Genomic DNA, 14,099 nt, shown 5'->3' with positions numbered 1-14,099 from the left:
ATGAATGACAAAGAATTTTTGTTCAGTATCTGAGCTAGCCAGGTAGCGGGCGCTCCTGCTCCCAGAGGGCGTGCCGGGTCGGGAATACGAACCTTTTACAGGTATACAGTGCCAACCGCCTCGCCAAGCCTTGGCTGCTTCCGTGGCTTTACATTGCAATGTGAATAGACGGCGGCCATCGTTGCGAAATGGAAACGCATGACAAAACAAAACGACCCCCGCGTTTTTTGAGTCGCTTCCCGAGCCTTATATCCCGGGTTTATCGACTGGACGCGTTGATGCTTTCTTTTGAGTCGGGCTCCCTACGGGGTTGAGAGAGCACAAGAAAAGAGCGATTTTACGCCTCACCGGAGCTCGCGGTCCCTAACCCTGAGTGACACCTTATTACCGAAGAAATAGTTGAGCTCGAGTGAAACGGCATCGTCATCCGGCGACCGGGAGTAGGCAAGTGAGACACTTCCTTTGTCCTGGAACCACCCGGGCTGGTGCGCGACGCTCACGCCGTACAGGTCGGCTGCATCCATTCCCGCGCCGGACACACTGAGTCTGGTATTCTCCGACAGGTAACCAGCTACGCCGAGGGACCACGCGTCAAAGTCAGCAACGTCTGCGGACCTCAGCGCCTGTCTCGACACCTTGAACGTTAGTTGGCCCATGTAGTACTCGGCAAAAGCCGAGTACGTGTTATGGTCCACGGAGTCGTCATCCACGGGTACGTCAAAGCGACTATGAGTGCGAAAATAGCCCAGGCCAACTTTTCCTAACTCAAACTTACGCGCGAAAAGGTCGGCGCCGACAGTAACTGTGTCTGAGTCCACAACTGAGTCTTCACCGAAGGTGTGCCCGATCTGGGCTGAAATGCCAGAAGCGAGAAAATCAGTTAGTCCATAATTGAACGTCCCGCCCGCCCTCAGGTTTGCCACGTCATCAGCAACGCGATAGCCCGCATTGGCTTCGAAACCTGAGTCGCGCACTCCGCCTACTTCACTACCGATAGCAAGTGATGGGAGCAAACAAAAAAACCAGACTGCCCTGCTCAATTCAAACTCCTTTTCAATCTCTCCGCAGCGGTTTGAGCTACGCAATTTAGGTAAAAAGACGCTCTAAAACGGTGCTTTATCAGAGCCCGAGCGTAGCTTACCGTCAGCATTAACTCAATTTAATAGTTCTGCGAAGGTGACGGCTGTCGCCAAGTACCCTGTTTAGTTTGGCTGACTCCAGAGTGTCAGTACCGTAAAGGTTCCGTTAGTGTTCAGGGCGCCCGGCAATGCTAAGTTATGGCTATGCCGCACCAGATCACCAACCGAAAGCGAAACTACGACCGAGCGGCCTCCATTGGCCGGTCCTTCCTCAGTGAGGGTCTGAATGCGCTGGCCTACGTCGCTGGGGGACTGATTTTTCTTATCGGCAGCGTTTTTTTCCTGCCGGCCTTTGAGCAGTATGCTGCTGCGGGGGCCTGGATGTTCATCGTTGGGTCCGTGCTCTACCTTGCAGTCACATGCTCTGACTTCGTCGAAAACATTCTCCATTTTCGCCATCACCCGCCCCGTAGCCGCAAAGCGTTCTTTGAGTTCGGCAGCTCCGCGCTCTATCTGATTGGCTCACTGATATTCGTCATCGGCAGTGTGCTCTTTCTACCCTCCCTCGAACTCAAAAGTTGGGGTGGTGGCTGCTTTCTGGTCGGTAGCACGATTTTTGTGATTGCCGCGTGCATCAACGTGACCCAGATCACCCAGGCCGGCTCACTGGCGACCCTGCAGATGCTCAACATCACGGCGATCTGTTTTGTGGTGGGCTCGGTGCTGTTCCTGGTGGCGTCGGTGCCCTACCTCTGGGGCGGCTCCGGTTCCATCAAGACTATTCTGTTGAGCTACATGGGTGCGCAATTTGTGGCAGGGAGCTTTCTGTTCTTTACAGGGGGCATCGTCAACGCTTACCGGGCGTACCGGGTGCACCAGAGCCACAGCAGTACAGGAGCGAGGAAATCGGGCGGTGAACGCTCATCAGCGACGGCCACCACGACGCGATAGCTCGCCGGTCAGACGTCGGTTAAACAGATGAGTGCGGGCGCTTAAAAGGCCAAGGATCACGGCAGCGACCTGGATTCAAGGCCGTTTCGCGGCGTTGGCATCCACCGCTGCGCCAGAGTAGCATGCCTGCTTTACCTCAACCGCGACTGCCATTTCGGCCAGCTCGCGGAAGCGTCTGAATGCAGAGCCCCGGCTTTGGAGCGCCGAAGCCGGGCGTCTGGGAAGCTGATCCATCATGATGATTCTTCAATTTTTCCGGCACCGCCAGCAGTCCTGCAGCAAGATCACCGAGCAATTGAATATCAATATGCGCTCCCGGTTGAGGCGGGCGCTCTTCTGGCTGCTCGGGCTGGCGGCATTGCACACGATAGCGATGATGGGCTTTGAGGGCCTGGGGCTGAGCGATGCAGTCTGGCTGACGCTCACGACCCTGACGACTGTTGGCTACGGCGATTTTTCCGCTGCCACCCCGCTGGGACGCGCCTCGACGATCATTCTGCTCTATGGCGTCGGTATTACGCTGCTGGCCCAACTAGCCAGCGATTACATCGACTACAGGCTAAAACGAAAAGAAGACATGGTAATGGGCCGCTGGAGGTGGCGAATGAAAAACCACGTGCTGATCATCAACAGCCCCAACAACAACCCCGGCATCTACTTTAAGCGGTTGGTCACCCAGCTGCGACAGACCAGCCTGTTTGCCGACACGCCGGTTCAGATTCTGACCGACGCTTTTCCGGATGGACTGCCGGAGAATCTCCGTCGGATGGCTGTGGTACACCACCATGGAGAATCATCTGACCCGGAGGCACTGAAGGCCGTTACGCCGAAGGACGCCAGGGCGATCATTATCCTGGCGCGGGACGAGTACAGCCGGGTATCGGACAGCATTACCCTCGACGTGCTCCTGCAGTTGAAGAGCCTGTGCCAGGACAGGTTGCCCTATACGGTTGCAGAATGCGTCGAGGAAGACTCCCACCAGCGTGTCGTGCAGTTCGGCGCCAACACCAGCCTTCGCCCCATCCGGGCTTACCCGGAAATGCTGGTGCGCTCGCTGGTAGCGCCAGGGGCCGAGAAAATTCTAGAGAACCTGTTCACCCATCACGACGACCACGCCATGCGCTACCCGGTGGAGCTCACTGATGCGGTCTGGTCCGAAACCGTATGCCAGCTCATGGCGGGCGGTATGGGCACGCTCATGGCCTACGTGACAGCCGATGACAACGTCATTACCCACCCGGCACCGGATCATCGCTTCGATGCCAAAGCCCTTATCCTGATGGTGCGCGAGGAGTTCGTACCCAGCACGCAGGATGTCGAGCAGTGTCTGAGTAACAGGTACGCCGGCGCCTCGTCGTAGCGACTGATTGCAGCACAGGCTCAGGACGACAAAAGTTTCCGTTTCCGAACAGCCAGGTGCGTTCCGGCAACAATTCTGACGCATGCTGGCGGCTAGAATGTCCGGGTTCAGATGTATCTGTTTATCCAGCGTCCGCCCGGAGACCTGATGCGTTTAATTCCGTTTCGAGCGTCCTGCACGGCTAGTGTCGCGGCACTGATGCTAGCAGGCTGCGCAGGCAATCAGCACCTTCCCCCTCCTAACGCCTCCGAGCGCACGTGCTTCGTGGCTGAGCCCACGCACGGGCAGCAGGTCGGCATTCGTTTCACCAACCAGTGCGAGGTCTGCATTGCCGTGGCGTTTGACCACGAGGAGGCAGGCTCTGCCACCCGTGACCGGGAAGGCTGCTACGTGCCTTCAGGAACCCGTGTGCTGTTTAAGGGCGACTCATCTTTCCGGGTTGTCGAATACCGGGATTGTTCAGAAACCCAGGCAGAGGGCGGCCTGGGGGGTATTCGCGCGTCTGCGTTAACGCAGAACTATAAAACAGGGCGCTGCAGGATTATCGGTGAATTCAGCGACTAGTGCTTGCTGACAGGACGCTCTGTGGGCTGGCTCACAGCCCGCAATGGACCGTGAGCCCGCGCGGACGGGCAGCTTACAGAAGCTCGAAGGAGAAAGTCTCCATCGCTTGCTGGCCGAATTCATCCTCGCTTACCACCACCACTTTGTGCAGGCCGGGTGCCAGGTTGTCAGGCAGGGGGTACTCCCAGATATGCGAAGAGGGCGCCGGCGTAGAGAACGCATCCGGGGTACCGGCAAACGCTGCATGCTGCCGTTCCATGAAAGGATCGGTGCGAAGGACGTTCTGCATTGGCACGAGCGGCTTATCATCAAGCGATAACTCGACGCGGTCCCGCTCGCCGCCATCGAAGAGATTCACCACCACTTTCGTGCCCGGCTGCAGCTCGCCCCGATTGATCGCGATGACGTTGCCGTCGGCGTCGCGGGTGCCGGCCAGCATGGGGTCCAGCACGATACGCGCCCGTTGCTGAAGGTTGCCTTTCTCGCCGGAAGGGATAAAGCGTGGCTGCACCTCTGTACCGTCAACGCGGAGCACGTAGTAGCCGTTAGGGTTGCCGTCCTGCATCGTCGCGGCGCGAACGTCACGCTCATCCCGTGGGCCACGCGTCCAGCCGTTGCCCCGCACTTCCGCCAGGGTATGTGCTATCCAGGGCGTACCATGCCAGCCATGGGTGTGGTTGATCTCCACTTTCCAGCTGTTGCTGGTGTCGTGGCCGGCGATCGCGTAGATCCTGTCGAAGGGCTTAAGGATCTCAATCAACTGATCCAGATTGACGGTGTTGATATTGTCGCCCATGTCATAGCGGTTGCCCTGTCCGTCAAGCGCGTGGGTAACAAGAGGAATGTGAGTGGCGATGAGAATCAGCTTGTCCCGGGAAACATAGCGCAGGTCGTTTTTTAACCACTCAAGCTGAGCCTCGGGGATGTAGCCCCGGTAGACCGTATTGTCATACCTTCCCTGGTCTTTGCCTTTGTACTGCACATTGTTCAGGGCGACTACGTGCACCTGGCCATAGTCGAAAGAATAGTAAGTCGGTCCGAAGTGTTTAGAGAAAGTCTGGTTCGCATACTGGTCGTTGGGCGATTCGAAATTGATGTCGTGGTTGCCCGGCACGTTCCACATGGGGATGCCGATTTGAGCAAACATCTGGTTGTGCCGCTCATAAAGGCTCAGGGTGTCATTCACGACATCGCCCGCCACAATGCCAAACAGGGCATTAAAGGGGTTGCCGATGAGTTCGTTGACGACGTCCTCGCGCACCATGTCCTGGTCTTCTTCGCTTCTTGCTTGCGGGTCAGCGAAGGCCATCGCATGGAAGCGGGTCTCGACTTTGGACGGCGTCAGCGCAAAGTCGATTGAATCAGGTAACGGACCGGTTGGCTGAATAACATCGTACTGCCAGTCCGCGACAGCCGGCGTGCCCTCGGGATAGTGCAGGTAATACATCTGCGGCAGGTTATTCTCATCAACCCGCACGTCAAACTTTGCCGGCTTCGAGATGAACAGAATAGACTCCGGAGCCAGTTCAATCTGATACTCGCCGCGACCGTTTGTCCGGACAACATCAATACCGTTTGAGACGCTCACCCCGCGAACGCCCCGTTCACCCCGGTCGCGCAGCCCGTTCCCGTTCCTGTCAACAAAAACGGTGCCTTTGGCCAACTGCTGTTCACCGCCCGCATGGGGTGGCGGCCTGTAGTGATCGTGTTTGTGCTTTTCATGGGCAAGAGTCTCGGCGCTCGCTGCCATGGCGGCAACAACGGCAATAACGGATAGCTGCTTTCTCATGAGGTGGTCCTTCTGGTGTCAGGCGGAGGGAAGGGGGCCTGTTCGTCGGGCGGCAGGCTTTCGCAAGACCAGAAGCTAAGCGGGCAACGTTAAGGGACTGTGACGTTCTTACACGGATTCATTGACGTTTTTATGAAGCCGGAATGCTGGCTGCGGCGCTTATGGAAGGGCGTGCCTGAAGGCTGTGTTCAGAGAAAGGTTTTACTGCTCCTCTCTCCCTCTTTCCCGTATTACTGATTCCCAGCAAGCAGGGCGAAGCAACTGAGTCTGTTAGTCAGATGCGACCAGATTGCTTCATTGTTAGCAAAGCAAAAAGTACACTGAGCTATCAGTTCTGAATTATCCATTTTGCGTTTGGGTTGACTGACCGTTATTCAGACTTTGGAGAGCACCATGTTGAATAATCGCGCGTCCCTGAATGCGATACTCGCTTTTTTCGTATTGATGACCGCTCCTGCGTTTGCCGATACGCTGCCATTCGACCTCCCCTCCCTGGGCGCAATCGTCGACAAGCAGCTTGCGCAGGGCCAGCATGTTGACCAGAAAGATGGGCTGCCGCACGAAAGCGAGCCGGGCTTCAGCTATTTGCCGCCGAACACCGCGCGCTATTTCAAAAAGATTCTCAAAGGAGACAAGCGTGCTGGCGGCAGTGCCAGCAGCAGAATCGGGCTGTTTCTGGCCTTTCACCGTGCCTATGCCTCGACCTGCCAGGCTGAGATGGGCGCAAACTGGTCCGAGTACACGTTCACCCGCGAAAGCGAAAGGCTGGCGCTGCGGGAAGCCGAAACCATCCGGCTTGCGCCCGAAGCGTTTAACGACTTCTATCTGGCCGCCGTATCGCTGGTCCCGCTCATTATCCTGGAATACGAACAGGACCCGATCAAAGATTTTGGCAGCCGCGACCCGAATGAGCCGGTGCCACAGATCTATGAGATCCATGTTCAACATAACGCCCGCAGCCAGGCCGAAGTGGTCAAGCTACTTAACCACGAAGGGTGTGGCTCAGAAATCGTGGAGAACATGCGCGCCGCCGTTTCTGAAAATCTGCCAGAGACGCAAGTCGAAGAAGGCGAATCGACCGTCACGATGCTCACGGAAGGGGCAGGAAGCTTCACGTTCACATTGGACAGCCCCTACGACCCGGGCGGCATGAGGTCCCAAGGGCTCATCAGCAGCTCGGACTCCGGCCTGTTCCCACTGGGCGGCGATTACGGGGGTAGAATGCTTTCCTACCTCGCGCTCGGCGATTTCGGTTCTGCGAGGGGTGAGCAAGCAAAGTCCCTTGATGAGGTGAGCCGCCAGATAAGGTCTATGGCCCCGCCGGGCTACAACCCGGTTGCTGAGTTCTATGAATGGGGTTTCAGGACCCAGAACAGCCTCAGCCCCTTCAATGCATTGATCACCTCCTACATCATCCGTCGTGTGCAACTGCTTGGGTCATGTGGCGACTCACTCGTGCCGCTGGCCAGAACCTATGTTGAGATCGAGACGACTCGCAACGGGTATGGCGTAGAGCTCAGATCACGAGAAGTGGGCAGATACACGGATAGGGCCGTGGTCCCCGCGGCGTTTGCGCCTATTGTGGAGAGAGGGGCAGACCTCACGCCCGGTCGCTATTCCCGCGCGCTCGTTGACGGCGCGCTTGAAAAGTTGTCGTGCGACTCGGAGATGCGGCAGCATCTTGAAGCAAACATGCTCGCCTTCAACAGTGGCGACGAGCCCGCCTGGATTAGCCCAGAAGCCCGAAAGACCTTTGGCGCTGTTGCTCAAGACGGCGGGGCCGGCGAGAGTGCCTACGTGTATACCGATGCTCAAGCGGCGATCGCACTCATTGAGAAAGCCGCGAACAACCAGGATCCCAGGCTCTCGCTGCAATATAAGCTGGCCGATGCTGAAAACAAGCAAGAAGAGGAGCTCAATCTTGTGCGCATCGATGGCATACCGGCTCTTGCATTCGACACCCGCTACATGTCGTCCAAGGCCGGCGACACCCTGAATGGCCGTACGGCTGGCCTGCTGATGACCTGTGCCGGGAACGGAAAACTCGAAATCAGCCAACTCCTGTGGAATTCGAACGCAAACGAACTGGACCAGAGCGCGAGATATAAGCTCACTTATAGCGCTTACGGTATAGACGCCAAGTGGCCGGTATCAGTGCAACTGGAAAGCGCCGAAATCGAAGCGCGTTCAAAATCGACATACGCCCGATTCCGCGGCCAGATGAACGTGGATGAGAATACGTTCGCCGGACTGCGCCTGACCTCGAGCTTTTCGAGCTTCATACCGATAGGGCAGGGCCGCGGACATCTCAGCTGGGGGGTTAGCGGTAGCAGGGTCAATAAAACGCTGGCGCCACTTATCGAGCAGTGCAGGTCGATTGGGAGCTGAGACCGGGAAGGATGCCGATTTTTACGGCGAGCTCACATGCGACCCAGAAAGGGCTCTCTGGAGATAGTCATCGGTTCCTAAGAGCATTCCGGTTTTTGAATGCGGGCACCAGCTGATGTTTCTAAAGGTGCCCTGTAAAGGGCCCACCGTCACGAGATGTTGGCGATTTTATAGGGCTCAAGAAGGTCCCTGAACCTCTTGGTAATGCTCGTCCGGAAATAGGTGCCTTTCTCCAGCCACTTCTTGTCAGATATGTCCTGCTCTACTTGGTCTAGAATTAGATCGTGCGGATAGAGGTATAGGTTGTCTAAGTCATAGAACCCTATATACAGGTTTTTCCCTCGATACTTTTTAGCAAACGATACGCAACCTTTTAACTGCACCTTTATATCAGAAACCCCATCAACGTGGACAGCTATGAAATCGGCGCCGTTCCAGTCGTTGCTGAGCCATATACAGTTATAACCGTAGTCAGCAAGGACGGCAGCGATCTTGTGGAAGTTATAAGTTTCCTGTGCTCTGGCATTTAGGTCCTTGTAGTTGATTCGTTCAAGTTTCATATGGACTGGCTCTTTTGAACATTAACTAACATGCATTTCACTTCGACGGCTCATCAACCGCCGATAACCCCTCAAACAGCGCCTTATGAAACCGGTCTGGCTCCTGGATGTGGGGCGAATGACCCAGATCCGGGAATTCAACCAGTGTGGCATTGGGGATTGCCTCTGCCGCCTGTTCGCCCAGCACCTCATACCGGCCGAGGGTCTTTTTGATATCGTCCGGGGCACGGCCTTTACCAATCGCTGTGTTGTCCTTTTCGCCGATGAGCAGCAGGGTGGGCACCTGAAGCCGGTCGAACTCATGGACCACGGGCTGGGTAAAGACCATGTCGGAGGTCAGGGCCTGGTTCCAGGCAACATGGACGCCATCCTCGCCGGCGTACATACCCGCAAGCATAGTGACCCAGCGATCAAAACGCGGCTCCCACTCGCCCACGTAGTAGGTCGACTGCTGGTACTTGCGAATGCCTTCCGCCGTCTTGTTGAGCTCTGACTCGTAGCCCTTGTCTATGGATTGATAGGGCACGCCCTTCGCTTTCCAGTCCTCCAGGCCGATTGGATTGAGTAGCACCAGCTGCTCGGTATGCTCGGGGTACATCAACGCGTAGCGAGCCGCCAGCATGCCCCCCATGGAGTGGCCCATGACGGTAACCTGATCCAGCTCGAGTTTTTCCAGCAGGGCATGGGTGTTGGCGGCAAGCTGGTGAAAGCTGAACTGATAGGCCTCGGGTTTGCTCGACTTGCAGAAACCGATCTGGTCCGGTGCGACTACGCGGTAGCCCGCGTCCGTGAGGCGTTCAATGGAATCTTCCCAAGTGGCCGCACAGAAGTTCTTGCCGTGGAGCAGCACCACCGTACGGCCATTCGGATCTTCAGCAGGCACGTCCAGATAGGCCATTTCCAGGTCCTGGCGCTGGGTAGTCAGCTCGAAGCGTTCGACTGGGTATGGGTACTCAAAGCCTTGGAGTTGGCCGCCGTATTTGCGGGTTTCTTCTGCCGCGGCAGCAGCTGGTACAGCCAGGCTGAGGAGAGTAAAGGTCATTGCCAACCTAAGGCTTTGGACGCGGATTTTCCTGGGTGTTCGGGAAGCGTTCTCGCAAGACGTGGACATCCTTTTCTCCTTCAGGTTGATGGCGAGTAGCCGGACCCAGGGACGGCGCGCTCCCTAGTTCTTATCTATCACAGAAACTTCAACCGAGGGTTTAGCGGTTGGTCTGGTTACCTTACGCCGAGTTTTCTTACGTGAACAATTAGCTGGATCTCGCTGTTCGTGCGTCAGAAAATTTTACAGAAGCTTTTGAGCGGAGATTTTCGGACCAAACCTTTCCTTTAAATTACCTGTGATTAATTTTTATGGCACGAAATGTGTTAATCGATACGCAACTGAAAAAAACGGATCTAAGAGGCAATTCGGTGAAGAAACTAGTCGCACTGTTCTTGGCGCTATCCTGCGGCGCTGCACAAGCGTCATTGATTGAGTATAACGATTACACGCTCGACACGGACACCGCTATTGTCACCGGAGGAGGGCTTGAGTGGTTGCAGTGGAGTGAGACAAAAGGGCTTTCGATTGCTGAAGTGATGGCGGCCACAAGTTCCTACGCGACCGATGGATGGCGTCTGGCTTACAAGTCTGAAATGGCCGCTCTGTTTAACGACTGGCAATTTACCGACACGCTCTGGGACGAGCAAGCAAGTTCCCGACAAAGGCTACACCTTACTTCGCCTTATGAAGCGAGGGTCAATACGCTTATTAGCTTCATCGGAGTCACTGATCCACGCACTCTACTTTCGGGCACCTATGAGGGGTCGAGTGCAATATTTCAGGGTCTGGTAGACGGCGTTTATGGCCAGGCTTTTGTTACGAATATGCCTACCAACCATAATGGGGTCGAGTACACTGGCACTGCTTTTTTGGGGAATGAACACGTTTTCAACATAGATTACAGCAGCTCGATCTACGGCTTTGCTCTTGTGAGAGACCTTCCCAGCGTTAGCGTTCCCGAGCCAGCTTCCCTTGGGCTATTAGTCGTGGGACTGGCTGGAATCGCATTCAAGCACCGCAAGAACTAAAACCGGACTTCTCGAACAGTCCCTACGAACCCGCCCTGAGTCTTAGCGCGGGTTTTTCATTCCTGACATAGCTCATTCTCTCAACCTCAATGAAACGAGCTTTAAGTGAATATTCTGCTAAAGCTCTAGACGTCCGAGCACTCACTCTTTGCGCTACCGAAGGCCATCACCGGTGTACCCATAGTCGATCAAGACCGACTAACCTGAAACGGATAGACTACAGGGCGCCGTTGAGCTGGGTGTCCTGATTACTTCTTCGGGTGGGTACGCCGCAGCAGGGTGAACCGCAGCTATTCGGCTACGGGTTACTTTGAACCTCCTGCAATTCGCGCTGAACTTTAGCCTGTATCTTTTGCAGAGTAGGTTTCATACGCTGCTGCATTAGCGCCATTGACCGTTGCATTACCTGTGGCACCTTTGCGACAAACATCTGGCCCGTAGGGCTTTCGTAAAACGCGATCAGGTTGTCGATTTCTTCCTGGGAGAAAGACTCCGCGTAAACCTGGACGAAGAGACTGCTCATTTTTTCCCAGCTTATCTCCGCCCTCAGTTCCTCCATCATGGTCTCGATCAGCGAAGCAACCTTTTTCTCCTCGCTTGGTGACAGCCGGTACTGCTGCGCTGCGTCCTTAATGGAGGCTGCCAGGTACTTCTCAAGTTCTACGTGCATCGTTTCAACTTGAGCCTTTGATCCGGTGACATTCAACAGCTTGATAACGGACTCTGTAGTTGGCGGTGCTGCAAGAGCGGAGGTCGAAAGCAGCAGGGTAATGAGCAACGACAATATTCTTTTCACAGACGGAATCCTCAAAGTAATTTATTCAGCCGCCCACCGAAAACCGGGGGATGTTGAAAGCTCTTTCCCAGGTAGGGTTTACGCCGATTTGAAGGCCGAAGCCCAAGCGTTTCCGGCATTAAACTGCGGGGCATCAGCTCTGTTCGCAAGGGCCTGCCTTAACGGCCCTTGCGCGCTCCTTCCCCGCCCCACGAAGTGGCGTAGTGTATAGGTATCTTTCTGGGGCATTCCCCTCGGTGGATCACGAACCCGAAAACACTCGCTGATACGCCCGCGGATAGGAATGCGTCGTCAGCGTAACGCTGAACAGAGCGGGCTATGGAGTGGACGTTAGAACACGGAACACGATGCAGGCAGCGCTAGATCGGGGACCTACGAGCGCTCTAAACGAGGATCAAACCGTACGGTGGTTTCCGTGGCGTTCTCGATTACCGAGGCAGCATCGGCGTGCATGGGGTTCAGGAGCAAGTTGTATTCCTGGTGAACGACGCTGGACCGCACCCTAAGCCCCAACGCGGTGTGCCTGTTCATAAATTCGGTTCCGATATCCCGGGTAGAGGAGGTCGCTGGCTCCTTGGCCCAATTGTCGGGGTAGTCTTCGTCGTGAAGCAGCTGAATTTTGTCTTCACTAATGTCCACTTCAAAAAGCACATAATCCGCGAGACCATCCTCCTCTCTCAGGTGAACCAGAATCTCCAACTGCGCTAACGACACGCTCTCAGTCAGATAAACCGCCCGGTGATGGCGATGGTTCCACCGGCCTGGGTAAAGGCTCGCACCCTGGCCGGTAAACGCGCTTTCCCGGTGCTTCCTCTTGGTTATACGGTAAAATTTCATCAGAGCACGCCATGTTCCAGCCGCCCTATGAGGTCGCGAACCATGCGGGAGCCCGTCTCGGTATCCAGCAGAGCCAAAGGCGTGTGGTTGGCCAAGCCCCTAACAGGCGTCCGAAGCCAACGCCGGGCTTTCTCCTCGTCTCCCTCGAACAGGGCTACCGCATCCTCCAGTACACTGAACAGAGAGGCAACCCGGTCGGTATCCTTGGGCTCAAGGCGCCCTTGGCGCCGGCGCCGTTCGAGCGTGCGACCAGATATACCTACGACGTGAGCAACTTCGGAATCGTTTATATCCAGCGCTTTCTTTAACGCCTCCAGCGCTGCGAAATCTTCGCCCCGGCGAATTGTCCGAACGCCTTCGATACCCTCGAACTTTACCGCGGAAACGTTACCGTCGCGGTACCGCAGGGCCTTGGTAGACCTGCTGGCTCGCGTCGTCGGTATAAAACGCCCGGCTTGGCTATCTTGCTCATGACCCGTTTTGATCTGAGCTTTATCTCCGTCTGGATTGATGGGTAATGCCATGAATAAACCCCCGACATGTGGCGCCAAATTACCCGCCTTTTGGCTAGTATACACCCGGGTTCCGGTTTTATATCAAGTAAAGAGAGGACGCGGCCGGGTGGGTTTCCGTACGGAACCTTTGCATCCGTGAAATCGGGCGTTGTGGACAATAATTAGCCGTGAATGCAATGCCGGTGGCCTTGTTTCCCGAATACCCCTGGAACTGGGTAAGAGTCATGTTGTGATGGTTGTGTAGCCGTCCGACTTGCGGGCGAAAGCCTTTGCCGGTCGAGTTGTAAATTAAAACCGTCAGTAAAATGCACACATCCGGCGACTCATCAACAGGCGTTTGCTTTCAAGGGATTGATATAGATTTACCTTCAACAGTTGGCTCAGGCATTGCTGCCGTATTCCTGCTCCCGTCGAGATAAGGAAAATCCCATGCGGCACTCTGGATTATCTACTTCGCTCCTTTGCCTGGCTCTGTTTCTGGCCGCTGGTGCGGCGCAAGCCTTTCCTATTTCCGATGTGCTTTTCAGCCGCGATACAGGCACCGGCCCACGCCTGGAAAGCGTGGGATTCGACGGCACCTCATTTAGCGGCTCCGCGACGGTGCTGGCGGAGCTGAATCCGGAATGGATGTCCATGTCCTACGATGCCGCGGCGGGTTTTATGTACTTCACGCGCGTCTCGGGCGCTACGCCCACGCTTCAGCGGGTCGGGTTCGACGGCACGGATTTCATCGGCAGCGCGACCGTACTGACTGAGCTGAACCCCGAATGGATGTCCATGTCCTATGATCCCATGGCCAATTTCATGTACTTCACACGCGCCTCGGGCACGGTCACCACGCTCCAAAAAGTGGGTTTCGATGGCACGGACTTCATCGGCAGCGCAACCGTGCTTGCAGACCTGACGCCGGAATGGATGTCCATGTCCTACGATGCCGCAGCAGATTTCATGTACTTCACCCGTGCCTCGGGCACGACCCCGACCCTTCAGCGGGTGGGGTTTGACGGCACTAACTTCATCGGCAGCGCGACCGTGCTCGCCGAGCTGAATCCCGGATGGACCGCGATGTCGCTTGTCTACGGGCAAGCGCCGGTCGCCGTGACAGAACCGGGCACTATCCCACTCTTCGCCCTTGGTCTGTTTCTGTTGAGGTTGGCTAGGAGAAGGCAGGGCAGTCGCTGACAACG

General features: G+C 55.9%; 13 protein-coding genes. 6 read left to right on the top strand and 7 right to left on the bottom strand.

Annotated features, from left to right (window positions below; all coding sequences use genetic code 11):
- Positions 1–344: 344 nt before the first annotated feature.
- Complete coding sequence (locus tag soil367_RS17640) at positions 345–1,013, bottom strand: hypothetical protein (RefSeq protein ID WP_136550334.1); 669 nt, start codon at positions 1,011–1,013, stop codon at positions 345–347.
- Between the two features lie 264 nt (positions 1,014–1,277).
- On the opposite strand from soil367_RS17640, the gene soil367_RS17635 reads away from it, so the two are divergent.
- The 3 genes from soil367_RS17635 (at position 1,278) to soil367_RS17625 (ending at position 3,954) form a co-directional block, all read left to right on the top strand.
- A complete protein-coding gene (locus tag soil367_RS17635) occupies positions 1,278–2,030 on the top strand; it encodes a YrhK family protein (protein WP_216642744.1) in 753 nt (250 codons plus the stop codon).
- Positions 2,031–2,265: 235 nt separating this feature from the next.
- Positions 2,266–3,390, top strand: a complete 1,125-nt coding sequence (locus tag soil367_RS17630) for an ion channel (RefSeq protein ID WP_136550333.1) — start codon at positions 2,266–2,268, stop codon at positions 3,388–3,390.
- 264 nt (positions 3,391–3,654) lie between these two features.
- Positions 3,655–3,954 (top strand): hypothetical protein, encoded by a 300-nt coding sequence (locus tag soil367_RS17625; protein WP_136550332.1) that lies wholly within the window; start codon positions 3,655–3,657, stop codon positions 3,952–3,954.
- A gap of 73 nt (positions 3,955–4,027) precedes the next feature.
- On the opposite strand, the gene soil367_RS17620 is transcribed toward soil367_RS17625, so the two are convergent.
- Positions 4,028–5,743, bottom strand: a complete 1,716-nt coding sequence (locus soil367_RS17620) for a calcineurin-like phosphoesterase C-terminal domain-containing protein (protein WP_136550331.1) — start codon at positions 5,741–5,743, stop codon at positions 4,028–4,030.
- 393 nt (positions 5,744–6,136) lie between these two features.
- Here soil367_RS17620 and soil367_RS17615 point away from each other — a divergent pair, with 393 nt between their 5' ends.
- Positions 6,137–8,131 carry a hypothetical protein gene (locus soil367_RS17615; RefSeq protein ID WP_136550330.1) on the top strand — a complete coding sequence of 665 codons (1,995 nt, stop codon included), beginning with the start codon at positions 6,137–6,139 and terminating at the stop codon, positions 8,129–8,131.
- 149 nt (positions 8,132–8,280) lie between these two features.
- On the opposite strand, the gene soil367_RS17610 is transcribed toward soil367_RS17615, so the two are convergent.
- Positions 8,281–8,691 (bottom strand): hypothetical protein, encoded by a 411-nt coding sequence (locus soil367_RS17610; RefSeq protein ID WP_136550329.1) that lies wholly within the window; start codon positions 8,689–8,691, stop codon positions 8,281–8,283.
- Positions 8,692–8,728: 37 nt separating this feature from the next.
- Positions 8,729–9,802, bottom strand: a complete 1,074-nt coding sequence (locus soil367_RS17605; protein WP_136550328.1) for an alpha/beta fold hydrolase — start codon at positions 9,800–9,802, stop codon at positions 8,729–8,731.
- A 254-nt stretch (positions 9,803–10,056) separates the two neighbouring features.
- Here soil367_RS17605 and soil367_RS17600 point away from each other — a divergent pair, with 254 nt between their 5' ends.
- Positions 10,057–10,764 (top strand): PEP-CTERM sorting domain-containing protein, encoded by a 708-nt coding sequence (locus soil367_RS17600; RefSeq protein ID WP_172962384.1) that lies wholly within the window; start codon positions 10,057–10,059, stop codon positions 10,762–10,764.
- A gap of 298 nt (positions 10,765–11,062) precedes the next feature.
- Here soil367_RS17600 and soil367_RS17595 read toward each other — a convergent pair whose 3' ends face one another.
- From soil367_RS17595 to parS, 3 genes are all read right to left on the bottom strand, one after another.
- A complete protein-coding gene (locus soil367_RS17595) occupies positions 11,063–11,560 on the bottom strand; it encodes a DUF2059 domain-containing protein (protein ID WP_136550326.1) in 498 nt (165 codons plus the stop codon).
- A 372-nt stretch (positions 11,561–11,932) separates the two neighbouring features.
- Positions 11,933–12,397, bottom strand: a complete 465-nt coding sequence (locus soil367_RS17590; RefSeq protein ID WP_136550325.1) for an RES family NAD+ phosphorylase — start codon at positions 12,395–12,397, stop codon at positions 11,933–11,935.
- The gene (gene parS / locus soil367_RS17585) at positions 12,397–12,921 is read right to left on the bottom strand and encodes a type II RES/Xre toxin-antitoxin system antitoxin (protein ID WP_136550324.1); all 525 of its coding nucleotides are present in this window, start codon (positions 12,919–12,921) and stop codon (positions 12,397–12,399) included. The genes soil367_RS17590 and parS overlap by 1 nt, the downstream gene beginning before the upstream one ends.
- Positions 12,922–13,341: 420 nt before the next feature.
- Between parS and soil367_RS17580 the strand changes: the two genes are divergently transcribed.
- Entirely contained in the window at positions 13,342–14,094 is a 753-nt protein-coding gene (locus soil367_RS17580; RefSeq protein ID WP_136550323.1) for a hypothetical protein, read from the top strand.
- Positions 14,095–14,099 lie beyond the last annotated feature (5 nt).

This window comes from Hydrocarboniclastica marina (assembly GCF_004851605.1).
GTDB classification, from domain to species: Bacteria; Pseudomonadota; Gammaproteobacteria; order Pseudomonadales; family Oleiphilaceae; genus Hydrocarboniclastica; species Hydrocarboniclastica marina.
The sequence above is the reverse complement of the archived record's forward strand: the minus strand, read 5'-3'. Positions and strand labels throughout refer to the sequence as shown.

Coding starts and splice junctions, on each gene's coding strand:
- soil367_RS17615 (WP_136550330.1), top strand. CDS start 6,137: ATGTTGAATAATCGCGCGTCCCTGAATGCGATACTCGCTTTTTTCGTA.
- soil367_RS17580 (WP_136550323.1), top strand. CDS start 13,342: ATGCGGCACTCTGGATTATCTACTTCGCTCCTTTGCCTGGCTCTGTTT.
- soil367_RS17590 (WP_136550325.1), bottom strand. CDS start 12,397: ATGAAATTTTACCGTATAACCAAGAGGAAGCACCGGGAAAGCGCGTTT.
- soil367_RS17620 (WP_136550331.1), bottom strand. CDS start 5,743: ATGAGAAAGCAGCTATCCGTTATTGCCGTTGTTGCCGCCATGGCAGCG.
- soil367_RS17605 (WP_136550328.1), bottom strand. CDS start 9,802: ATGTCCACGTCTTGCGAGAACGCTTCCCGAACACCCAGGAAAATCCGC.
- parS (WP_136550324.1), bottom strand. CDS start 12,921: ATGGCATTACCCATCAATCCAGACGGAGATAAAGCTCAGATCAAAACG.
- soil367_RS17610 (WP_136550329.1), bottom strand. CDS start 8,691: ATGAAACTTGAACGAATCAACTACAAGGACCTAAATGCCAGAGCACAG.
- soil367_RS17635 (WP_216642744.1), top strand. CDS start 1,278: ATGGCTATGCCGCACCAGATCACCAACCGAAAGCGAAACTACGACCGA.
- soil367_RS17630 (WP_136550333.1), top strand. CDS start 2,266: ATGATGATTCTTCAATTTTTCCGGCACCGCCAGCAGTCCTGCAGCAAG.